The organism is Umezawaea tangerina (assembly GCF_003002815.1).
GTDB classification, from domain to species: domain Bacteria; phylum Actinomycetota; class Actinomycetes; order Mycobacteriales; family Pseudonocardiaceae; genus Umezawaea; species Umezawaea tangerina.
In genome coordinates this window covers 574304-596268 of record NZ_PVTF01000002.1, presented here as the reverse complement: position 1 = coordinate 596268, position 21965 = coordinate 574304, and the positions used below count along the sequence as shown (strand labels likewise).

19 protein-coding genes and 1 pseudogene are annotated in these 21965 nt (G+C 72.9%); 13 read left to right on the top strand and 7 right to left on the bottom strand.

Annotation, left to right across the window (positions count from 1 at the left end):
- Window positions 1–28 precede the first annotated feature (28 nt).
- Together CLV43_RS08665 and CLV43_RS08660 are read left to right on the top strand one after the other, a co-directional pair.
- On the top strand, window positions 29–619 hold the full coding sequence (locus CLV43_RS08665; protein WP_425445733.1) for an RNA polymerase sigma factor: 591 nt from the start codon (window positions 29–31) through the stop codon (window positions 617–619).
- On the top strand, window positions 616–1797 hold the full coding sequence (locus CLV43_RS08660; protein ID WP_106186526.1) for a hypothetical protein: 1182 nt from the start codon (window positions 616–618) through the stop codon (window positions 1795–1797). The genes CLV43_RS08665 and CLV43_RS08660 overlap by 4 nt, the downstream gene beginning before the upstream one ends.
- Window positions 1798–1843: 46 nt before the next feature.
- Here CLV43_RS08660 and CLV43_RS08655 read toward each other — a convergent pair whose 3' ends face one another.
- Window positions 1844–3187, bottom strand: a complete 1344-nt coding sequence (locus CLV43_RS08655) for an MFS transporter (RefSeq protein ID WP_106186525.1) — start codon at window positions 3185–3187, stop codon at window positions 1844–1846.
- Between the two features lie 120 nt (window positions 3188–3307).
- Window positions 3308–3970, bottom strand: a complete 663-nt coding sequence (locus tag CLV43_RS08650; protein ID WP_211304281.1) for a TetR/AcrR family transcriptional regulator — start codon at window positions 3968–3970, stop codon at window positions 3308–3310.
- Between the two features lie 175 nt (window positions 3971–4145).
- Here CLV43_RS08650 and CLV43_RS08645 point away from each other — a divergent pair, with 175 nt between their 5' ends.
- Genes CLV43_RS08645 through CLV43_RS08635 form a run of 3 tightly spaced genes read left to right on the top strand, consistent with a single transcriptional unit; the run spans window position 4146 to window position 8263 of the window.
- On the top strand, window positions 4146–5018 hold the full coding sequence (locus tag CLV43_RS08645) for a shikimate dehydrogenase (RefSeq protein ID WP_425445738.1): 873 nt from the start codon (window positions 4146–4148) through the stop codon (window positions 5016–5018).
- Window positions 5008–6783 carry a sugar phosphate isomerase/epimerase and 4-hydroxyphenylpyruvate domain-containing protein gene (locus tag CLV43_RS08640; RefSeq protein ID WP_106186523.1) on the top strand — a complete coding sequence of 592 codons (1776 nt, stop codon included), beginning with the start codon at window positions 5008–5010 and terminating at the stop codon, window positions 6781–6783. Before CLV43_RS08645 ends, CLV43_RS08640 begins: the two co-directional genes overlap by 11 nt.
- 58 nt (window positions 6784–6841) lie before the next feature.
- Window positions 6842–8263, top strand: coding sequence for a cytochrome P450 (locus CLV43_RS08635; protein WP_106186522.1), 1422 nt, complete (start codon window positions 6842–6844; stop codon window positions 8261–8263).
- 356 nt (window positions 8264–8619) lie between these two features.
- Here CLV43_RS08635 and CLV43_RS08630 read toward each other — a convergent pair whose 3' ends face one another.
- Both CLV43_RS08630 and CLV43_RS47670 read right to left on the bottom strand, forming a co-directional pair.
- Window positions 8620–10278, bottom strand: coding sequence for an NPCBM/NEW2 domain-containing protein (locus tag CLV43_RS08630; RefSeq protein WP_106186521.1), 1659 nt, complete (start codon window positions 10276–10278; stop codon window positions 8620–8622).
- 52 nt (window positions 10279–10330) lie between these two features.
- On the bottom strand, window positions 10331–10492 hold the full coding sequence (locus CLV43_RS47670; protein ID WP_170155754.1) for a hypothetical protein: 162 nt from the start codon (window positions 10490–10492) through the stop codon (window positions 10331–10333).
- A 136-nt stretch (window positions 10493–10628) separates the two neighbouring features.
- Between CLV43_RS47670 and CLV43_RS08625 the strand changes: the two genes are divergently transcribed.
- The gene (locus CLV43_RS08625) at window positions 10629–11135 is read left to right on the top strand and encodes a DUF2127 domain-containing protein (RefSeq protein ID WP_106186520.1); all 507 of its coding nucleotides are present in this window, start codon (window positions 10629–10631) and stop codon (window positions 11133–11135) included.
- Window positions 11132–12049, top strand: a complete 918-nt coding sequence (locus CLV43_RS08620; protein ID WP_245886219.1) for a DMT family transporter — start codon at window positions 11132–11134, stop codon at window positions 12047–12049. The genes CLV43_RS08625 and CLV43_RS08620 overlap by 4 nt, the downstream gene beginning before the upstream one ends.
- Window positions 12050–12055: 6 nt before the next feature.
- Here the strand turns inward: CLV43_RS08620 and CLV43_RS47665 are convergent, their stop codons facing one another.
- Complete coding sequence (locus tag CLV43_RS47665; protein ID WP_170155753.1) at window positions 12056–13573, bottom strand: serine/threonine protein kinase; 1518 nt, start codon at window positions 13571–13573, stop codon at window positions 12056–12058.
- A 126-nt stretch (window positions 13574–13699) separates the two neighbouring features.
- On the bottom strand, window positions 13700–14206 hold the full coding sequence (locus tag CLV43_RS08610; RefSeq protein ID WP_146174693.1) for an ATP-binding protein: 507 nt from the start codon (window positions 14204–14206) through the stop codon (window positions 13700–13702).
- Between the two features lie 126 nt (window positions 14207–14332).
- Between CLV43_RS08610 and bla the strand changes: the two genes are divergently transcribed.
- The 4 genes and pseudogenes from bla to CLV43_RS08590 all read left to right on the top strand — a co-directional run bounded on the left by bla (window position 14333) and on the right by CLV43_RS08590 (window position 18426).
- Window positions 14333–15250, top strand: coding sequence for a class A beta-lactamase (gene bla, locus CLV43_RS08605; protein WP_106186518.1), 918 nt, complete (start codon window positions 14333–14335; stop codon window positions 15248–15250).
- A gap of 232 nt (window positions 15251–15482) precedes the next feature.
- Window positions 15483–15932 (top strand): annotated as a pseudogene (locus tag CLV43_RS08600) (S8 family serine peptidase); the annotation flags it as partial.
- A 724-nt stretch (window positions 15933–16656) separates the two neighbouring features.
- Window positions 16657–17478 (top strand): LysR family transcriptional regulator, encoded by an 822-nt coding sequence (locus CLV43_RS08595; RefSeq protein ID WP_106186517.1) that lies wholly within the window; start codon window positions 16657–16659, stop codon window positions 17476–17478.
- Between the two features lie 87 nt (window positions 17479–17565).
- A complete protein-coding gene (locus CLV43_RS08590) occupies window positions 17566–18426 on the top strand; it encodes an NAD-dependent epimerase/dehydratase family protein (RefSeq protein WP_106186516.1) in 861 nt (286 codons plus the stop codon).
- A 45-nt stretch (window positions 18427–18471) separates the two neighbouring features.
- On the opposite strand, the gene CLV43_RS08585 is transcribed toward CLV43_RS08590, so the two are convergent.
- Entirely contained in the window at window positions 18472–19830 is a 1359-nt protein-coding gene (locus tag CLV43_RS08585; protein ID WP_106186515.1) for an NAD-dependent succinate-semialdehyde dehydrogenase, read from the bottom strand.
- A 273-nt stretch (window positions 19831–20103) separates the two neighbouring features.
- Between CLV43_RS08585 and CLV43_RS08580 the strand changes: the two genes are divergently transcribed.
- Together CLV43_RS08580 and CLV43_RS08575 are read left to right on the top strand one after the other, a co-directional pair.
- Entirely contained in the window at window positions 20104–20631 is a 528-nt protein-coding gene (locus CLV43_RS08580; RefSeq protein WP_106186514.1) for a DUF305 domain-containing protein, read from the top strand.
- 285 nt (window positions 20632–20916) lie between these two features.
- The gene (locus CLV43_RS08575) at window positions 20917–21960 is read left to right on the top strand and encodes a fatty acid desaturase family protein (protein WP_170155751.1); all 1044 of its coding nucleotides are present in this window, start codon (window positions 20917–20919) and stop codon (window positions 21958–21960) included.
- The last annotated feature ends 5 nt before the right edge of the window (window positions 21961–21965 follow it).

The following is a 21965-nucleotide window of genomic DNA, read 5'->3' as shown; positions in this document are numbered from 1 at the left end:
GAGGGGTCCTCGCGGGCACCTGACCGTTGTGACCAGTGAGACGACGCCGGACGTGGCGGACAGGGCGGTCGGCGCGGCCGACCCACCGGACCCCGTGCTGTGGAGCCGGGGTGACCGGGAGTCGTTCGGCGTGCTCTTCGAACGGCACGTCGAGTCCGTGTGGAACCACGCCTACCGCCTGACCGGCTCCTGGGAGCAGGCGCACGACGTCACGTCGGCGACCTTCCTGACCGCGTGGCGCACCCGCGCCGAGGTGACCCTGGTCCGGGACAGCGCGCTGCCGCTGCTGTACACGATGGCGGGCAACGTCGTGCGCACCGCGCACCGCGGTCTGGCCCGGCGTTCCCGGCTGCTGCGCAGGATCCCGGCACCACCGCCCGTCGACGACCACGCCGAGGCGGTGGTGCGCCGGATCGACAGCGAGACCAGGCTGCGCGAGGTGGTCGACGCCGTACGGCGGCTGCCGTCGGCGCAGCGCGACGTCGCCGAGCTCTGCCTGCTGGGCGATCTCCCCGTCGCCGAGGTCGCGCTGCACCTCGGGATCGCGGAGGCGACGGTCCGCTCCCACCTCTCCCGCGCCCGTGCCCGCCTGCGCAGCCTGTCGGAGGAAAGCCAGTGAACATCGACATCCCACCCCGGCGCGCGCTGCCCGCCGACTTGCGCGAGCACCTTCGCGCGGAGTTCGAGCAGGGCGTCGACGAGCGGCCGCGGCGGCCGGTGCGGGTCCCGGTCGTCGCCGCGGCGGCGGCCGTGGTCCTGTTGGCGGGCACGGTGTTCGTGCTGCGGCAGATGCCCGACGCCGAGACCCCCGCGGCCGTCCCCCCGGCGTTCGACCCGGTGACCGTGAACATCGCCCTGGACCGCTGCTGGAACGCGGTGCGCGACGGCGGCGCGGCCGACCGCTTCCCGGACCGCTCCCGGTGGACGCCCTCGTTCTCCGTCGGCGACGCCCAGCTGGGCGTGGTCGCGGCCCGAGCCGATGGCAGGCCGTTCTTCTGCCAGACCACGCCGACCACGGCGACGGTGTCCGACCCGGCCGCCGCGCCGGACACCGGTGTCGCGGCCGTCCTGGCCAGCCGCGAGGGCGTCGTGGCTGGGGTGCTGGACGCGGGCCGCGACGCGCTCTCGTTGGAGGGCAAGGGTGTGCACGGCAGCGCCGCGGTGACCGCGGTGGTCGGCGACCGCATGTTCGTCGCGCTGACCGGGATCAACCCGACCGGGACCACGTTCACCTCCGGCGACAAGGCGGTCGACCAGCCGCTCGCGGCACCGCCGCCACCCGCGGCCGCCGTCCGCGACCACCCCGACGGCCCGGCACCCGACCGCGCCTCGGAGACGGGCCGGATGCTCGGCGACTGCCTGTCCCGCTCGGCGAACCCGGTGCTGGACCCGGACTCCTACCAGCCCGTGCTCACCATCGCCCACCCCGGCGGCACCCTGGTCATCGGCCGGACGGCGAGCACCCTGGCCGCCTGCGGGCCGAAGGGCGCCGTGGTCAGGACGACCATCGCGCCGCTCGTCGAGAGCGGGGCGGTCATGCCCGACCTCCTCGTGGACGTCGGGGGCGGCAGGCAGGTCCTCGGCGGCGAGATCGGTGACAGCAGCATGGTCGTCGCCACCGCCGAGCTGGGCTTCGCCGGGGGGCAGACGCGGCAGGCCGCCGTGGCGGGCCGCATCTTCGCCGTCCTCGTCCCGGAGGGCGTTCACCTGGACCCGGAGTCCAGCGCGGTGCACGTCGTCCTGCGCGGTGCGAACGGCGGCGTGCTGCTGGAGGGCGACTGGGCGCTGCGGAGGTGACCGGGTCGCGCGCGGCGGTGTCCGGCCGCCACGCGCGACCGCGTCGTCAGGCGGACGCCCCCGCGTGGTCGGACTTGCGGGTCTTGAGGCCGAGGTCCGCGGTGGGGGTGCGGAAGGTCTCGCGGCCGGTGGCCACGGCGATGACGTTGACCAGGCAGAGCACCGCGGTGAAGACGGCGACACCGACCCAGTTGGCGCTCTTGTCACCCGCGATGGCGGCGGAGATGGTCGGGGTGAAACCCGCGACGGCGAAACCGATCTGGGTGCCGATGGCCATCCCGGACAGGCGGACCCTCGCGGTGAACATCTCGCCGTAGAACGACGGCCAGACGGCGTTGGTGGCGCTGTAGACGACGCCGAACAGCAGAATGCCGACGACGAAGACGAGCGTGTAGTCGGCCGAGGAGATGGCGCCCAGGTAGGCGAAGATCAGGACGGCGCAGCCCAGCGATCCGCCGATGAACACCGGCTTGCGGCCGACGCGGTCGGCCAGCCGCGCCCAGAGCGGGATGGCGCCCAGCGCGACGACGTTGGCGAGCACGCCGACCCACAGCATCGGGGTCCTGGCCAGCCCGGCGGAGTTGACCGCGTAGGACAGCGCGTAGACGGTGAAGATCGTGCTGACGGAGGCGATCACGGCGGCCGCGACCACCCGCAGGACGTCGGCCCAGTGGTCGCGGAACAGGATGGTGACCGGCAGCTTGGCAGGTCCTTGCCCGGCGACCTCGTGCTCGAAGACCGGTGTCTCGTCGAGCTTGCGGCGGATCACGAACCCGACCACGACGACGATCGCGCTGGCCCAGAAGGGGATCCGCCACCCCCACGACAGCAGTTGGTCCTGGGGGAGCGCGGCGATCGGCAGGAACACCGCCGTGGCCAGGATCTGACCGGCCTGGGTGCCGCTGAGGGTGAAGCTCGTGTAGTACGCGCGCCGGTCGTCGGGGGCGTGCTCCAGGCTCATCGAGTTCGCGCCCGCCTGCTCACCCGCGGCGGAGAGCCCTTGCAGCAACCGGGTCGCGACCAGCAGGACCGGCGCGGTGACGCCGATGCCGTCGTAGGTCGGCAGGCAGCCGATCAGGAACGTCGAGAAACCCATGAGCAGCAACGTGGACACCAGCACGCGCTTGCGGCCGAACCGGTCGCCGACGTGCCCGAGGAACACCGCGCCGACCGGGCGGGCGAGGTAGCCGACGCCGAACGTCGCCAGCGCCAGCAGCGTGCCCGTGGCCGGGTTCGACGACGGGAAGAAGATCTTGCCGAAGACGAGGGCCGCGGCGGTGCCGTAGATGAAGAAGTCGTAGTACTCCAGCGCGCTCCCGATCCACGCGGCGACGGCCGCCTTGCGCGGTTTGCCGGTCGGGGGCGGGGGACCGGCGGTGTGAGCGGTCACGAAGGGCTCCTCTGCTGGTGCTCCGTTGCATGAACAGGGATTCGGGTGATGACCGGCTACGTACGTACTAGATAGTTAATAGCGCAGATGGTGAGGACTCGACACGGTCGTGTCAAGGGCTCAGCGGGTGGTCAGGTAGCTCACGAGCAGGTCGCCGACCATCCGCCGGTGGTGCTCGCGGCGGGCGGGGTCCAGCATGTCCCGGCCGAAGATCGCGTGGAACGTGTGCCGGTTGGCGATGCGGAACACGCAGAACGAGCTGATCGCCATGTGCACGTCCAGCGCGTCGACGTCGTCGCGGAAGTACCCGGCCGCGCGGCCCCGGTCGAGGATGCGGGTGAGCACGTCCAGCGCGGGGTTGGCCAGCCCGGCCAGCTCGGTCGACCGCGCGATGTGCTCGGCGCGGTGGATGTTCTCGATGCTGACCAGCCGCACGAAGTCCGGGTGCGACTCGTGGTGGTCGAAGGTGAGCTCGGCGAGCTGGCGCAGCGCGTCGATCGGGTCCAGGTGCTCGACGTCGAGCTCCCGCTCGATGGCCCGGATGACCGCGTAGGCCCGTTCGAGGACCTCGACGAACAGCTGCTCCTTGCCGCCGAAGTAGTAGTAGATCATCCGCTTGGTCGTGCGAGTCTTCGCGGCGATCTCGTCCACCCGCGCGCCGTCGTAACCCTTGTCGGCGAACTCCCGCGCGGACACGGCGAGGATCTCGGCCCTGGTGCGCTCGGCGTCCCGCGAGCGGTCGACTGAGGCGGTCGACGCCTCCTCGGACGGCAGTGCGGTCACGGACTTCCTTCCTCACCGCGGGTGGTGACCCCACTCTAGGCGGCCCCTTCCGCAGGTCGCCCGTCGTGGGGTACAACTAACTCACCAGTTCGTACATTAGGTCGGGAGGCGATCCGTGGCCCACACCCCGTTCCCCGACGCGGTCCGCGAGCACGCGGGCCGGTCGCGCGGCGCACTGCTGGTCGCGCTGGTCGGGTCGGGCATCGGACCGTCGCTGAGCCCGGCGCTGCACGAGCGCGAGGCCGAACGCGCGGGCCTGCCCTACCGGTACCGCCGGATCGACCTCGACGAGTGGGGCCTGCCGCCCGAGGCCGTCGGCGACGTCGTGGCCGTCACGCGCGACGCCGGGTACCGCGGCCTGAACATCACCCACCCGTGCAAGCAGGAGGTGCTGGCGCACCTGGACGGGCTGTCCGCGGACGCCGAGGCGCTCGGGGCGGTCAACACCGTGGTGTTCACCGACGGCAGGGCCGTCGGCCACAACACCGACTGGTCCGGGTTCACCCGCGGCCTCGCCGAGGGGATGCCGGGCGTGCGCCTGGACTCGGTCGTCCTGCTGGGCGCCGGTGGTGCCGGCGCGGCGGTCGCGCACGGGCTGCTCACCCAGGGCGCCGGGACCGTGCGGATCTTCGACCTGGACCGGCACCGCGGCGAGGACCTGGAGGCGTCGCTGGCCGCCCGGTTCGGCGGCGGTCGCGCCACCGCCGGGCACGGGGACGACCAGCTCGCGCGGGCGGTGCACGCCGCCGACGGCCTCGTGCACGCCACCCCGACCGGGATGGCCGCGCACCCCGGCCTCCCGCTGCCCGCGGACCTGCTGCGGCCCGACCTCTGGGTCGCCGACGTCGTCTACCGGCCGCTCGACACCGAGCTGGTCACCACCGCGGCGGCCGCGGGCTGCCGGGTGCTCGACGGCGGCCGGATGGCCGTGTTCCAGGCCGCCGAGGCGTTCCGCCTGTTCACCGGCACCGAGCCCGACACCGGCCGGATGCTGCGCCACTTCGACGTCCTCGCGAGGGATCCGGGGCAGGAGTCCGATGTCCGCTGACCGCCGCCTCGGGATCGCGACCGTGTGCCTGTCCGGCACGCTGGAGGACAAGCTCGCCGCCGCCGCGGCCGCCGGGTTCGACGGCGTGGAGCTCTTCGAGAACGACCTGGTCGCCTCGCCGTGGTCACCGGAGCGGGTGCGCGGGGCGTGCGCGGACCTCGGCCTGACGATCGACCTCTACCAGCCGTTCCGCGACTTCGAGGCGGTGCCGCCGGACGTGCTCGCGCGCAACCTGAGGCGGGCCGAGCTGAAGTTCGACGTGATGCGCCGCCTCGGGGCCGACACCGTCCTGGTCTGCTCCTCGGTGTCGCCGGACACCGTGGACGACGACGAGCTGGCCGCCGAGCAGCTGCACGCGCTGGCCGCACGGGCCGCCGAACACGGCATCCGGGTGGCCTACGAAGCCCTGGCGTGGGGCCGGTTCGTCAACACCTACGACCGGTCGTGGCGGATCGTGCGCGCCGCCGACCACCCCGCGCTCGGCGTGTGCCTGGACAGCTTCCACGTGCTGTCCAGGGACGTCGACCCGGTCGCGATCCGGACGATCCCTGGCGAGAAGGTGTTCTTCCTGCAGCTGGCCGACGCGCCGAGGCTGCGGATGGACGTGCTCCAGTGGAGCCGCCACCACCGGCTGTTCCCCGGCCAGGGCGCGTTCGACCTCAGGGGTTTCGTCGGCCACGTGCTCGCCACCGGCTACTCGGGCCCGTTGTCGCTGGAGGTGTTCAACGACGTCTTCCGGCAGTCCGAGCCGCGCGCGGCGGCGGTCGACGCGATGCGGTCGCTGCTGCTGCTCCAGGAGGCGCCGGACACCGCGCTCCCGTTGGCGGGCCACGCTTTCACCGAGCTCGACGTGGACGACGTCACGGCGCCGCGGGTGGAGGCCGCGCTCACCGGGCTGGGGTTCGCGCCCTCCGGTCGGCACCGGACCAAGCCAGTGCGGCTGTGGCGGCAGGGCGAGGCGCGGATCGTGCTGAACCACCGCGACCCCTCCGGCGGCGGCAGGGTGGCGGTCAGCGCGGTCGCCGTGGCGGGCGCGGACCCCGCCGGATCCGCCGAGCGCGCGGAGGCGTTCCTCGCCGCGCCGGTCGGGTCGGCCGCGGTCGCCGCGCCGGACGGCACCTCGGTGATCTTCTGCCGCGACGACCTCGGCTGGCTCGCCGACTTCACCGCCGAGGAGGTGGGCGAGGACTCCGGAGCCGGGCTCCTGGACACCGACCACGTCGGCCTCACCGAGCCGTTCGACCGCTTCGACCAGGCGGCCCTGTTCTACCGCGCCGTGCTGGGGCTCGAACCCGACGACGTCGCGGAGTTCGCCGCGCCGTTCGGCCTGGTGCGCAGCCGCCCGGTCGTGGACCGCGCGCGGCACGTCCGGATCGCACTGGACTCGGCGCTCGTGCGGCGCGGGACCTGGGGGCCGGACGTGCGCGAGCCGCAGCACGTCGCCTTCCGCAGCGCGGACGCCCTGGCCAGCGCCAGGCGGATGCGCGAGCTGGGCGCGCCCCTGCTGGACATCCCGGCCAACTACTACGACGACCTCGACGCCCGCCTCGCCCTACCCCCGGAGCTGCTCGCCGACCTGCGGGAGCTGTCGGTGCTCTACGACCGCGACGAGCACGGCGAGTTCCTGCACTTCTTCACCGAGGTGCTCGGCGACCGGGTGTTCTTCGAGGTGGTGCAGCGGGTCGGCGGGTACGCGGGCTACGGCGCCGTCAACGCGCCCGTCACGATGGCCGCGCACCGGGGTCGGCGGCTGGCCGGGCGGTAGCCGCAGGGTGGCGGTCCTTCGCCGCGTTCCGCCGCCGAGCCGCTGGTACGTTCGGGCGATGGCCGAAGTGGTGACCAGCGGCGCCGTGGCACGAACGGTGGAAGACCTGTCCGGACCGCGGGGCCTGCCCGTGGTGGGCAACCTGCCCGCGCTCGTCCGGGGTGGCAGGCCGCACCGGACGCTGGAGGAGTGGTGCGACCGCTTCGGGCCCACCTTCCGGATGAGCATGGGCCGCACGCCCGCGGTGGTGACCGCCGACCCGGCGGTCATCGCCCGCATCCACCGGCAGCGGCCGGACGACTTCCAGCGCAGCGCGCACGTGTCCGGGGTGATCGACGAGCTCGGCGGGCACGGCGTGTTCACCGCCGAGGGCGACGAGTGGCGCAGGCTGCGCAAGATGGCGACGCAGGCGCTGAACATGGCGTACCTGCGGCAGTACTTCTCCACCATCACGCTGGTGACCGACCGGCTCAAGCGGCGGTGGGACGCGGCCGCCGAGTCCGGGCGCGCGGTCGACGTCCTGGACGACCTGATGCGCTACACCCTCGACGTGACCTCGGGTCTGGCGATGGGGCACGACCTCAACTCGCTGGAGCAGACCGGCGACGGGCTGCACCGCAGGCTGCCGCTGCTGTTCCCCGAGATCGGCCGCCGGATCAACGCGCCCGTGCCGTACAGGCGGCGGGTCAGGCTGCCGCGCGACCGCAGGCTCGACGCCACGGTCCGCGAGATCGACGCGCTCGTCCGGGACAGGTTCGCCGAGGCCGCCCGCAGGATGGAGGGCGGCGGCGAGCCCGCGAACTTCCTGGAGGCCCTGGTCGCGCCGCTGGAGGGCGAGTCGCCGATCACCCACGACGAGGTCTTCGGCAACGTGCTGACGATGCTCCTCGCGGGCGAGGACACCACGTCGTCGACCGCGGCCTGGGCGGTGCACTACCTGGCCGGGCACCCGGAGGCGCAGCGCCGGGTCCGCGCCGAGGCCGACGAGGTGCTGGGGGAGCACGCCTTCCCACCCGATCCCGCCGCCGTCGGCAGGATGAAGTACGCCGAGGCGGTCGTCACCGAGGCGCAGCGGCTGCGACCGGTCGCCCCCTACATCGCCACCCAGCCGCTGCACGACGTGACCTTCGAGACGGAGCAGGGTCCGCTGCTCGTCGAGAAGGGCACCCCGATCTTCTCGCTGCACGCCTACGGGGCCCGGCGGGACACCGTCCGCTTCCCCGACCCGGAGGCGTTCCGCCCCGAGCGGTGGCTGGAGGGCGCGCTGCCGCCGGAGTCCTTGCCGTTCGCGCCGTTCGGGGGCGGCCCGCGGTTCTGCCCCGGCCGCAACCTCGCCGTCGTGGAGGCGACCATCGTCGTCGCCACCGCCTGCCGGGGCTTCGACCTCGAGCCCGACCACTCCGCGGGGCCGGTGGGGGAGCGGGCGTCGTTCACCGCCTTCCCGGTGAACCTGCGGGTCCGGTTGTCCGCGCGTCGCTAGCCCGCGGCACGAGACCTGCGCGGCGGCCCAGGTCTAGGGCCGCCGCGCGCGGTGTTCGCGTTGTCGGGCAAGAGCTTCCGAACGCGCCACCGCGCACCACCAGGCGGTGCGCGGTGGCGCGTCCGTCAGTCCGGGCGCAGGCCGTGCCGTCGGTCGCCGAGCACGATCTCGCACACGCGGGCCTCGATCGAGGCGGAGAACGGGACGTCCGTCGTGGTCACGGGCGGTTCCGGTGCCATGGTCATCACCTCCGGGACCATCGTGCGGCAGTCGACCCGGTTTTGGCACGGAAGCTTGCCGGTTCGGCAAAGGGCGGCCGCCCTGTCGGACGACCGCCCTGCCGAGCAGGCTCGGGATCAGCCGCAGGTGACCGTGGCGTCGGCCCAGTCCACGTGGTCGTACCTGGCGCCGTCCGTCGTGGGCAGCGCGGCCAGCTTCACGTACTCCTGGCCGGTCACGTTGACCGAGATCCGCTTGGGCCCGTCCGTCCCGCGCACGGTCGTGGCGGCGAGCTGGCCGCTGCTCGCCCACACCTCCATCGACGCGCTGCCGCTGTCGCCGACCTCGTCGTCGACGCCGACCCACGCCTGGAAGCTCGTGCACCTGCCCGCGAGGTAGTAGCGCACCTCGCTGCGGGCGTGCGTGCCGATGCCGCGCGCGTAGGTCGTGCCGCCGATCGTGAGCGTGCGGCCGTCACCACCCGCCGCCTCGCCGTTGCTGCGGTCGATCTCCACCGGCCCCCACGCGCCCGAGGCCATGCTCGCCTTGAGCGCCGACACCTGCGTGGTGCCCGCTGGGGGAGCAGTGAACGTGCCGGTCCTGGCGACCCGGTAGACCACGGTGGCGTGCGCCGGGACCGACGCGCTGATCGAGCCGGACGTCGTGGTGACCGCCTTGGACCAGAGGTCCGTCAGCCGGTAGGACGTGGCGTTGCCGAGCCCGGCCGCGGTGGTGGTCGTGCCGATGGTCGCCGTCGAGCCGGTCTCGTTGAACAGCGCCACCGCCGCGTCGCCGTTGTCCAGCGGCTTCACCAGCACGTGCAACCCGTTGGCGTTGCTGATCTCCGCGGCCTGCACGCCGAGGGAGTCCTGGTCCAGGGCGATCACGTCGCGGTTGGTGAGGATCGAGTACGTCGCCGCGCTGGCGGTGCGCAGGTCGGAGCCGATCAGCAGCGGCGCGTTCATCATCGACCACAGGGTGAAGTGGCTGCGGTACTCGGTGTCGGTCATGCCGCCGTTGCCGACCTCCAGCATGTCCGGGTCGTTCCACGCCCCGCGCTGGGAGTCCGTCGACCGAGCCGCGTTGGACTTGAAGATGCCGAGCATGCTGCCGTAGTTGTCCTCGATGTCACCCGTGGTGCGCCAGCTGTTGCCCACGGTCTGCGCCCAGTCCCACGGCGCGTTCTGCCCCCACTCGCAGATCGAGAACAGGATGGGCCTGCCGGTGTTGCGCAGGGCGTCGCGCATGGCCGTGTACCGCTGCTGCGCGCTCTGCCCGAGGTGGTCGCCGCAGTTGTCGTACTTCAGGTAGTCCACGCCCCAGGAGGCGAACAGGTTCGCGTCCTGCTGCTCGTGCCCGATGCCGCCGGGGAACCCCTGCGAGTCGCACGTCGCCGTGCCCGCGCTGGTGTACAGCCCGAACTTCAGCCCCTTGCCGTGCACGTAGTCCGCGACCGCTTTGATCCCGTTGGGGAACCTGGTCCGGTTCGGCACCAGGTTGCCGCTCGAGTCCCGGCTCGACTCGGCCCAGCAGTCGTCGATGTTGACGTAGCTGTACCCGGCGTCCTTCAGGCCGCGGGACACGAAGATGTCGGCGATGCCGCGCACCATCTGGTCGTTGAACTCGGCGCGGCAGTGGGTGGAGTTCCAGTTGTTGAAGCCCATCGCGGGTGTCTGCGCGAGGCCGTTGTCCAGTGCCGCCGCGGGAGGGGCTGTCGCGACGGACCAGGTCATCGTGGTGAGCAGGGCGAGTACGGCCGAGCCGAGCGCTGTACGACGCTTCGTTGCGTGGTTCATGCAGCCCCAATCCTTCGGGATCGAACAACAACAATCAGAAGACGGCGGAGAATCATCGGACCTCAACATCGATCACCCGGTCAAGGGTCATCCGGATGGTTTTCCGCCGCCGGTTTCCGATCGCGGTGCCGTTGGGGCTCTTGGTGGTGAACGGAACCGGCGGGCAGGCGAACCGGAAACGCGCCAGGTCCACCGGGCCGGTGGTGTCGACCACCTCGCACGCACGGGCCGGCCGACGTCGAGGTCAGCCAGGTGGCCCGGCGTGAGGCGACCGCGTGCCGAGCGATGATCGGCATCGGGTCGTAGCCTGCCACTTGGCGGGTGCGACGCGGGAAGGTGCGGGTGCGGTCATGGGGACAGCGGCGGGAGAGCCGGTCGGAGCGCCCACCGGTGGTTCGCGCCGCACCGAGGCGCTGTTCCGGACGGCGATGCTCGTCAAGGGCGTCGACGGCGCCGCCGAGCTGTTGGGGGCGGTGTTCCTGCTCCTGGTGCCCGGTGCCGCCGTGCACCGGCTGGTCGCCGACATCCTCGCCCACGACCTGCTCGGCCCGCCCGACGGGACGCTGGCCCGGCACCTGTCGACCGCGGCCGACGAGTTCACCTCGGGGCGGCCGACGTTCGCGGTCGTCTACCTCGCCCTGCACGGGATCGTGAAGCTCGGGCTCGTCGCTGCGCTGCTGCGCAAGTGGCTGCCCGCCTACCCGATCGCCGTGGTGGTGCTGGGGCTGTTCGTGGTCTACGAGCTGTACCGGGCGGTGCGCACGGGCTCGCTGGTGCTGCCGTTCCTGGCCGCGCTCGACATCGCGGTAATCGTGGTGGTGGTGCGCGAGTACCGGTCCGCCAAGCCGCGCCGGTGACCGCCGACCACTGGGACGTCGTCGCCCGGTTCGGCCGCCACCACGGGGCCGCCGGGCTCGCGATGGTGTTGGCCCTGCTGGCCGCGGTGCTGTTCGCGGTCGCCTCGGTCGCCCAGCAGCGGGCCGCGAGCACGGTGCCGGACGACGACCTCGGCGGCCTGCGGCTGATCCGGGCGCTGGTCCGCCACCCGTCGTGGTGGGTCGGGACGCTCAGCGACGTCGGCGCCTACGCCGCCCAGGCCGCCGCGCTCGGGTTCGGCTCGCTGCTGCTCGTGCAGCCGCTGCTGGTCACCACGCTGCTGGTCGCGCTGCCGCTGGGGGCGCGGTGGGCGGGACGGCGGCTGCGCCGCGCCGACTGGTGGTGGGCGGTGCTGCTGGTCGTGGCGCTGGCGGTGTTCGTGGTCGTGGGCGAGCCGACGGCGGGCCGCGACCGCGCCTCGCCTGCGCACTGGCTGCCCGCCGGGGTGGTGGTCGGTGTCGTGCTGGTGTGCTGCCTGGTCGGTGCTTCCCGCCACCGCGGGGCCAGGGCCGCGCTGATGGCGGTGGCCACCGCGGTCGCCTACGGCTTCACCGCCGCGCTGACCAAGGGCGTGGTCGACCTGCTCGGCCACGGGCCGGTCGCCCTGGTCACCCACTGGGAGACCTACGGCCTGGTGATCGCCGCGGTGGGCGGGACCCTGTTGCAGCAGAACGCCTTCCAGGCCGGCGACCTCGCGGCGTCGCTGCCGATCGTGACCGTGGGCGAGCCCGTGGTGGCCGTCGTCCTCGGGGTGGCCGTGCTGGACGAGCACCTGCGGGTGCACGGTGCCCAGTGGCTGCTGATCGGCGTGCTCGTCACCGCCATGGTGCTCGCGACCGTGGCGCTGAGCCGGTCGGCCGTGGACGTGCCGCGGCCCCACGCCGCACCGCGGTGAGCGTGCTCAGCCCTGGCGCCACAGCTGGTTGGCGGCCCCCGCGCAGGTCCAGATGATGATCGGCGTCCCGAAGGCCGTGTCCGCGTTGAAGACGTCGAAGCACAGCCCGGACTGCGTGCCCGCGATGACGCCGTTCGCCCGGAGCGTCCACTTCTGGGCCGCCCCGCCGTTGCAGTCGAAGATCTCCAGGGGCGTCCCCGCCTGGGTGCCCGCCTCCTTGGGCTGCAGGCACTTGGTGACGTACACCCTGATCTCGCCCGCGGCGGTGAAGTCGAACCGCTGGTTCTCCCCGCCGTTGCAGTCGAAGACGGTGATCCCCGTGCCGTTGTCGGTCGCCTTGTTCGGCACGTCCAGGCACAGGTTCGACGCCTGGGAGACGAGCGGCCTGCCCGAGGCGGGCAGTGCGGGCGGGGACGGCTGACCGGTGGTGGTCTTCGGCGCGGACGTCGTGGTCTTGGCGGCGTCGGAGGTCTTGGCCGGGCTGCCGCTGGTCGAGGGGCCCGCCGCGACCGCGGAGGACTTCTGGTGGTCGAGGTAGAGGAACGTGCCGCCGCCGATCACCACCAGCACGGCCAGCGCCGCGGCGACGGTCGCGACCGTCCACCGCCGTCGACGCCTGCCCGCCTCCGGCGCGGACGGCGGCAGGGAGACCTGCGAGGTCAGCAGGTCACCGAGGCCCACCATCATGGTGGGGGCGGGGGAGGCGTGCCGGTCCAGCTGGGTGAGCTGCTCGGCGCACTCGGCCATCGTGGGTCTGACCGCCGGGTCGAGCGCCAGCATCCTGGCGAGCAGCGGGGTGAGCACGCCCGCCCGTTCCGGCGGTCGCACCGTCCCGGCGGCGGCGCGGTACATCTGGGCGATCGGGTTGTCGGTCAGGCCGAACGGCGGCATGCCCTCGACCGCGCTGTAGAGCGTGGCGCCGAGCGAGAACACGTCCGACGGGTAGCTGCCCTCGGCGCCCCTGGCGACCTCCGGGGCGAAGTACGCCGGGGTGCCCGCGTACCGGCCGGTGGCCGTGGCGTTGACGTCGTCCAGCGCGCGGGAGATGCCGAAGTCGGTGATCTTCACCGTGCCGTCGTCGCCCAGGAGCACGTTGCCGGGCTTGATGTCGCGGTGCAGCACCGACGCCCGGTGCGCGGAGGTCAGCGCGGTGGCCAGCTGGGAGCCGATGCGCACCACGTTGGCCACGGTCAGCGGCCCGCTCTCCGCGATCACCGCGGACAGGCTTTTGGACGGCAGGTACTCCATGATCAGCCACGGCTGGCCGTCGTGCTCGACGACGTCGTGGACGGTGATCGCGTTGGGGTGGTGCAGCCGCGCGGCGATCCGCGCCTCGCGCCGGGCCCGTCGCCGGGCGTCCTCGGCCTGCTTGTCGTCCAGGTGGGACGGCAGCAGCAGCTCCTTCACCGCGACCACGCGTTCCAGCTTCTGGTCGACCGCTCGCCAGACGCGCCCCATGGCACCGGCGCCGAGCTGCTCCTGCAACGCGTAGCGCCCGGCTATCCACCGGTCCTGCTGTGCCACTGAGGACTCCTGGGTACCTGCTTGCGGGTGACGGTGCAGCGATGCTAGTGGAGTCGCACCCGAATGCCCCGGACCAGGTGGTGCGGTCCTGTTGAGACGGCGACAACGCGTCGTCCCCACGGGAAGTCAGTGCGCGGCGCCCGGATGCGCCTGCAGCACGGACCACACGGTCTTGCCGGGCCCACCGTCCACAGCGGGACGGACACCCCAGGACAGGGACAGCTCCCGCACGAGCAGCAGACCGCGGCCCCGCCGCAGGTCGGACGAGTGCGGGCGCACCACCGGTACGGCGTCGCGGTCGCCGTCGGTGACCTCCACCCGCACACCGCACCCCTCGCGGCCCACCCGCAGCCTGCGCGGGGACGCCGTGTGCTGGTAGGCGTTCGCGACCAGCTCGCCCATCACCAGCAGGACGTCGGCCAGCGAGTCGGGGTGCAGGGCGGCGCCGAGGTGCCGCCGCACACCGGCCCGCGCCGACCGCAGGTCCGGGCGCGGGCCGAGGTCGCACTCCCAGGGCAGCACGACCAGCGCCAGCGCGTCCTGCGCCTCGGTGACCAGCAGCGCGACGGCCTCGTGCAGCGGACCGCTGAGCAGCGGCGGTCCGCCCGACGGCATCGGCTCGAAGGGGTTCATCACCCGGTGTTCGGGCGAACCGGCCGAACGGATCGGAATCACCCGACATCCGCCCCCGACGAGCACGACCGGTTCGTCCTCGTGCGAACGTGGGTGGGCAGCGCAGTCGACACGACAAGGGGACCCATGCCGCGCAACGGCCACCTGATCACCCGACGGACGTTGGTGCTCGGCGGTCTGGGCACCGTGCTCGCGGGGTGCGCCGCGAGTCCGGAGCCGACCGCCCCCGGCTCGTCGGGTGCTGCCGCATCGACGTCGGCGCGCCAGGCCACCGCCACGGCGGACCTCACCGCGCTGGAGGCCGGGCTCGGCGGCCGGATCGGGGTGCACGCGGTGGACACCGGCACCGGGACGACGGTGGCGCACCGGGCCGACGAGCGGTTCCTGATGTGCTCCACGCACAAGGCGCTGGTCGCCGCGGCGGTCCTGCGCACCGGCGTGGACCTGGACCGGCTGGTCCGCTACGACGAGTCGGAACTGCTGTCCTACGCCCCGGTCACCTCCCAGCACGTCGCCGACGGCATGACCGTCGCCGCGCTCTGCGAGGCCGCCATCACCCGCAGCGACAACACCGCCGACAACCTGCTGCTGGAGATCCTGGGCGGACCGCAGGCCGTGACGGCGTTCGTCCGGACCCTCGGCGACGACGTGACCCGCCTGGACCGGGTCGAGCCCGACCTCAACGTCGGCGCTCCCGGCGACGAGCGCGACACCTCCACGCCCGCGCGGATGGTCGCGGACCTGCGCGAGCTCGTCCTGGACGACGGGCTCGACCCGGCAGGCCGCGACCGGCTCACCGGCTGGCTGACGGCCAACACCACCGGGGACGACCTGATCCGCGCCGGGCTGCCCGCCGGGTGGCGGGTCGGCGACAAGACCGGCTCAGGTGCCGCGGGCGAGGTCAACGACATCGCGGTCGTGTGGCCGCCCGGCCGGGCCCCGTGGGTCGTGGCGGTCTACGCCGTGCCGACCGACCCGAAGTCCACGGCCGTGCGGGCCGCGGTCGCCTCGGCGAGCAGGATCGTGACGGCCGCCCTGACCTGATGGCTCCGCTGCGGCGTTCGTCGCCGCCGCGTTGGGCCGTGAGGACGTCCGGTCGCTTCGGGTTCCCGCCGTCGGCGTACACCGGCGGTGCGCGGGTCCCGGTACCCGCTTGGCCGAACGACCCGGCGGCCGCCGGGGACACCCGGTCCGGTGGAAGTGACCAAGCCAGGGGCCGTCCGCCGCGGGGCGGGGGACTCGTGGTCGGCCCGAGCGGTGGGACGGCGTTCTCGCTGTGCGCGACCGGAGTCGGCCGACCGGGTGCACGGGCCCGCGTCGCGGACAACGCGTCGGAGGGCACCGTCGCCGCGGCCAGGACGCCCGGATCGACGCGGTCGACACCCAGCCCGACCCGCCGTCGTGGTGCCTGGACCGGATCGACCAGCGCGGCCTGCCACTGGACGCGAGCTGCACCTACCCGACGACCGCCGCGACCGTGCACGCCTACATCGTCGACACCGGCATCCGCACCACCCACGGCACCTTCGGCGGCCGGGCCACCTGGGGCTACAACGCGGTCGAGGGCAACAACACCGACCGCAACGGACACGGCACGCACGTCGCGAGCACGGTCGGCGGCGCCCAGCACGGCGTGGCCAAGTCCGTGCGACTGGTCGCGGTGAAGGTGTTGCACTGCGCGGGATCGGGCACGTTCGCCCAGGCGATCAGCGGCGTCGACCGGGTCACCGGCAACGCCGTGAAACCCGCCGTCGCGAACATGAGCCTCGGCGCCGTGGCCTCGGCCGCGACCGCCCCGCTGGAGGCCGCGCTGGTGGACGACGCGAGCGCCGACAAGATCCCCGACACCGGAGCCGGGTCGCCGAACCGCCTGCTGCACCCGGGTTCCGGGCCGTCCGCACCGGGCACGGTGGACGTGGTGCGCCACCTCGGCGGCGACGACCACCTCACGTCGACGGCGGGCGCTCCCGCGGGGTACCAGCGCGAGGGCGGTCTCGGCCTGGCCTGCTCGACGCAGGTCGCGCTCGGCCCGCTGGGCCACTTCCTCGACGGGGCCTCGGGAACGGCGCCGAGCGGGCCGCTGTACCGGTGCGTGGTCCGCGGCACCGGCGACCACATGGAGTCGGTCGACCCGAACCGCGAGGGGCAGATCTCCGAAGGCGTACTGGGACACCCCGCGCTGACGGGGCGTCGTCGTGGGCCGGACCGGTCGGGGGACGGCCCACGGCGGCGAACCCGTCCGGATCCGGCCGGACCGCCGCCCGCGCCGCGGCTAGGGCGTGTGTCGAAGTCCGTGTTCGCGGTAGCCGGGCCTGAGGCGGCCCCTGGGGGCACGGCCGACTGGCCCGCATACAACAGCGGTATGCGGACCAGTCGGCCGCACCGCCAGGAACCACCTCAGGCGCGACTCCCATCGAACGAGACTTCGAAACACGCCCTAGCGTGGCGGGATGCTGGACAGCGATATCGACCTGCGCGCCCTGCGGTACTTCGTCGCGGTGGCCGAGGAGGGCAACTTCACCAGGGCCGCCGCGCGGCTGTCCATGTCGCAGCCGCCGCTGTCGCGGGCGATCCGCGACCTGGAGGACGTGATCGGCGGCCCGCTGTTCGTGCGCGGGTACCGCAGCGTGGACCTGACCCCGGCGGGCCGGGTGCTGCTGGAATCGGTGCACGACGTCGAGGCGGGGATGCGCCGGGCGTTGACCCTCACCCGCCGGGCGATGGCCGCGCAGCCGCTCCGCCTGGCGTGCAAGGGATGCGACGCCCCGCTGCTGGTCGACCTCGTGGCGCGGCACAACGAACGCCACCCCGAGGCACCCGCCGAGGCCGTCGTCACCGGGTCGGACTCGCACGCCCAGCGGCTGCGGGACGGGTCGCTCGACCTGGCGCTGCTCAGGGACGGCTTCGACACCACCGGCCTCGACAGCGAACCGCTGCGCGAGGAGCCCGTCGTGGTGCTGCTGCCCGCCCGGCACCCGTTGGCGCGGCGCGAGGTCCTGTGCGCGGAGGACATCGCGGACGAGCCGGTGGTGTCCTTCGTGGACGACCTGTCGCGGTTGCTCGCCGCCGTGGCGCTGGGCAAGGGGGTCGCGGTGCTGTCCACGACGATCGGCGCGGCCCTGTCCGGCAGCGGGAGCGTGGTCGCTGTGCCCGCGACCGGCCTGCCCACCAGCGTCGTGCACGTCGTGTGGGCCGAGCGGTCCACGTCCGCCGCGGTCGCCGCGTTCGTGCGGACGGCGGTCGAGTCGGTCTCGGCGTCCGCGGGGGTATAGCGCGATACCGAGTCGATCCTTCTGCCCGCGCGGAGTCGCTGGTGTGGTCAAGAGGTCGAAACCACGACCACACCAGGAGTTCCCACCATGCACGTCTTCCTCACCGGCGGCAGCGGTTACGTCGGCCGCGCGCTGCTCACCAGGCTGGTCGCCGACGGCCACCGGGTGTCGGCGCTCGCCCGCTCGGACGCCGCCGCCGCACGGGTCGCCCCGGCGGGCGCCTACGTCGTCCGGGGCGACCTCGCCGACCTGGCCGTGCTGCGCGCGGCGGCGGCCGACGCGGACGTCGTCGTGCACACCGCCGTCGACTACACCGACCCGGACATGGGACCGCTGGAGGAGAAGGCGCTCGACGCGCTGCTGGGCCACGGCCGGGTCGTCTACACCAGCAGCACGCTGGTCTACGGCGACACCGGCGACCGGCGGGCCACCGAGGACGCGCCCGTGGCGGCGGACGGCGTGCAACCGTTCAAAGTGGACGGTGAACGCCGGGTGCTCGCCGAGGGCGGTCTCGTGCTGAGGCCCGGACTCGTGTTCGGCGACGGCGGGTCGTCGATGATCGGCGGGATGCTGGCGGGCGCGCGGGAGTCCGGCACCAGCACGTACGTCGGCGACGGCGCGAACGCGTGGTCGGCCGTGCACGTGGGCGACCTCGTCGAGCTGTACGCCCTGGTGCTCGCCCGACCGCTGGAGGGCGTGGTGCTCAACGCGGTCGCCCACCCCGCCCCGACGATGCTGGAGCTCGCGACGGCCGTGGGGGAGGCGACCGGGACACCCGCGGTGTCGGTCCCGGTGGAGCGGGCCAGGGAGACGATGGGGGCGTTCGCCGACCAGCTGACCCGCTCCCTCGTCGTGGACTCCTCGCGCGCGACGGCACTGGTCGGCTGGCGGCCGCAGGGCCCCGGCCTGCTGGAGGACATCACCACCGGGTCGTACGCGGCGCTGTGACGGGGGTTCGGTGCCGGGGGGACGCACCACCCCCGGCACCGGGGCTCACAGCCGGATCGACTTCTTGTTCATGAACTCCTCGATCCCGAGCGCGCCGAGCTCGCGGCCCATCCCGGAGCGCTTGATCCCGCCGAACGGCACGTCCGCGACGGACCCGCCCGCCCGGTTCAGGTAGACCATCCCCGCCTCGATCCGGTCGGCGACCGCCCGCCCCCGCACCGGGTCGGTGCCGAACACCGAGGCGCCCAGCCCGAACGGCGAGTCGTTGGCGATCGCGATCGCCTCCTCCTCGGTCTCCGCCCGGAACACCAGCACCACCGGGCCGAAGATCTCCTCGTGGTAGGCGTCCATGTCCGGGGTCACGTCGGTCAGGACGGTGGCCTCCAGGTAGGCGCCGGGACCGATCCGGTTGCCGCCGGTGCGCAGCGTCGCGCCCTGGCGGACTGCGGTCGCGACCTGGGCGGCGACCTCGTCGGCCGCGGTCGCGGACGCCAGCGGCGGCAGCGTCGTCGCCGGGTCCGCCGGGTCGCCGGGCTGGTAGTGGGCCGAGACGTGCTTGGTCAGCCGGTCGACGAAGTCGTCGTACAGGTCGGCCAGCACGATCATCCGCTTCGGCGCGTTGCACGACTGCCCGCAGTTGCGCATCCGGGCCGTCGCGGTGGCCTTCACCGTCTCGTCCAGGTCGTGGGTGTCCAGGACGATCAGCGGGTCGGACCCGCCCAGCTCCAGCACGCACCTCTTGAGGTTGCGGCCCGCCTCCGCGGCCACCGAGACGCCCGCCTGCTCGCTGCCGGTGAGCGAGACGCCCTGGAGCCGCGGGTCCGCGAGCATCCACGGGACCTGCCTGCTCGACGCGAACACGTTCACGTAGGCGTCCTCCGGTACACCCGCGTCGTGCAGCAGCCGCTCGATCGCGGCGGCCGAGCGCGGGCAGATCGAGGCGTGCTTGAGCAGGATCGTGTTGCCCAGCACCAGGTTCGGCGCCACGAACCGGGCGACCTGGTAGCAGGGGAAGTTCCACGGCATCACGCCGAGCAGCGCGCCGATCGGCTCCTTGCGGATGACGGCGTCGCCGCTCCTGCTCCTGATCGGCACGTCCGCGAGCAGCGCGGGGCCGTTGGTGGCGTAGTACTCGAAGATGTCGACGACGATGCCGATCTCGCCGCGTCCCTCGTTGATCCGCTTGCCCATTTCCGACGTCATGATCGCGGCCAGCTCGTCCGCCCGTTCGGCGAACAGCTCCGCGGCTCGCGCGACGACCGCGACCCGTTCGGTCAGGGGGGTGCGGCGCCAGGACTCGTAACCGCGGTGGACTCGGCCGATGGCGTCGCGGACCTCCTCGTCGGTGGCGTTGGGGAGTTCCTCGAGCAGCTCACCCGTGGTCGGGTCGGTGACTGAGTACATGGGGGTGGGGGCCTCCGTTCCCTGCGGCACCGTGCCGGGGACACTGAGTGTAGTTGACAGAATACTGTATACACTAGTGCGGATACCGACTTGGGCGCAGTCGGAGTGGGTGGTGCGACCGGCCGGGGTGCGCGCGTCGGTGCTCGACGGGCGTGAGGTGTGGATCGGTCTGTCTACCTGCGGTGATGCGGTGCCGCCCGATTGGTCCGTATTTCTCTGAACCGACCGGGCGGTCCATCCGTAGTCGTGTGCAGGAGCCCCAGGAGGTTGTACATGCGCGCCCGTTTGCTCGTTGCGTTGGTCGGTTTCGCCGTGCTGGTGTCAGGTTGCTCGATCGCGAGCGGCACCGCGGCCACACAGGCGGGCGCCAACGACACAGACATCCGTTTCCTGTGGGACATGGTTCCGCACCACAAGCAGACGCTGCAGATCAGCGGCCTGGTGCGCAGCCGGTCCAAGAACCCCGAGGTGATCAAGGTCGCCGACGCGATCACCGCGGAGGGGACGTCCGAGATCGACAAGATGAACGGTTGGCTGTCCGAGTGGAAGGTGGCGGTCGCCGACTCGGGCCACCAGGCGCACGAGATGGTGGTGTCCCCCAAGGACGTCGACCAGCTCAGCGGCTACAACGGCGCCGACTTCGACAAGCAGTGGGCCGCGCTGATGGGACGGCACCTGCGCGACGGCGTGCAGATGGCGGAGGCCGTCAGCACCGGCGGCACCCACCAGGGTGTGCGCGCGCTGTCGAAGGAGATGATCACCGTGCAGAACGGGCTCATCGCCGATCTCGACAAGGCCTGACGAGACACAGCACAGCCCGACGGTGGCCGCCGAGCAGATCCCGGCGGCCACCGTTCCGCTGTCGTGGACCGGGCCCGACCCGCTCGTCGGGGCAGGAGGTCACGCCGGGGACGGAGGTGGCCGCTGCCCCGAGGGGTAGTCGCGGCTCAGCAGCCCGGACAAGGTGGACGCCCAGGTTGCCGACCACCCGACCCGGTGGCACCCTGGGGGAAGACCGCGGGCGGACCGCGGTTCCATGCCGCCCCAGACCCCGGCGCGCTGTCCGGCGCGACCCAGGAGTCTGCGGTGTCCACCTTCGAAAGCCAAGCGGTGCCCGCGAGACGGGGCAGTGACTTCGCCGAGTTGTCCCGAGCCGTCGCGGATGCGGGGTTGCTCGACCGCCGCACCGCCTACTACGTCGTCAGGATCGCCCTCAACCTGCTCGCCTTCGCCGGTGGTTGGGTCGCGTTCTTCCTCGTCGGCGACACGTGGTGGCAGCTGTTCACCGCGGCGTTCCTCGCGTTTATGTGCACCCAGCTCGCGTTCATCGGCCACGACGCGGGGCACAAGCAGATCTTCCGCACCCGGCGGCCCAACGACGTGGTCGGCTACGCGCACGCGGGTCTGGTCGGGATGAGCTACGGCTGGTGGGTCGGCAAGCACAACCGCCACCACGCCAACCCGAACCACGAGGACGAGGACCCCGACGTCGACATCCGGGCGTTGGCGTTCACGGTGGGCCAGGGTGCCGCGAAGCGCGGGTTCCTGCGGTGGACGGCGAAGCACCAGGCGTTCCTGTTCTTCCCCATGCTGCTGCTGGAGGGGTTCGACCTGCACCTGTCGGGGATCACCGCGGTGTGGAAGGGGGCGGTGAAGGCGCGGCTGGTCGAGGCCGGGTCGCTGGTGGTGCACCTGGCCGCCTACCTGACGGCGGTGTTCGTCGTGCTGTCCCCGGTGACCGGGATCGTGTTCGTGCTGGTGCACCAGGGGTTGTGGGGCTTGTACATGGGGTGCTCGTTCGCCCCGAACCACAAGGGGATGCCCACGCTGGTTGCCGGGCACACGTTGGACTTCCTGCGCAAGCAGGTGCTCACGTCGCGCAACGTGCGCGGTGGGCCCGTGGTGGACTTCGCCCTGGGAGGGCTGAACTACCAGATCGAGCACCACCTGTTCCCGAGCATGCCCCGACCGAGCCTGAGGCACGCGCAGGTGATCGTCAGGGAGTTCTGCGCGGAGCGGGGGATCGACTACGCCCAGTGCGGGTGGGTCGCTTCGTACGGGTACGTGCTGCGGCACCTGCACGCCGTCGGGGCGCCGCTCCGCGCGGCGGTACCGCCCGCCGCCGGGTAGCCGAC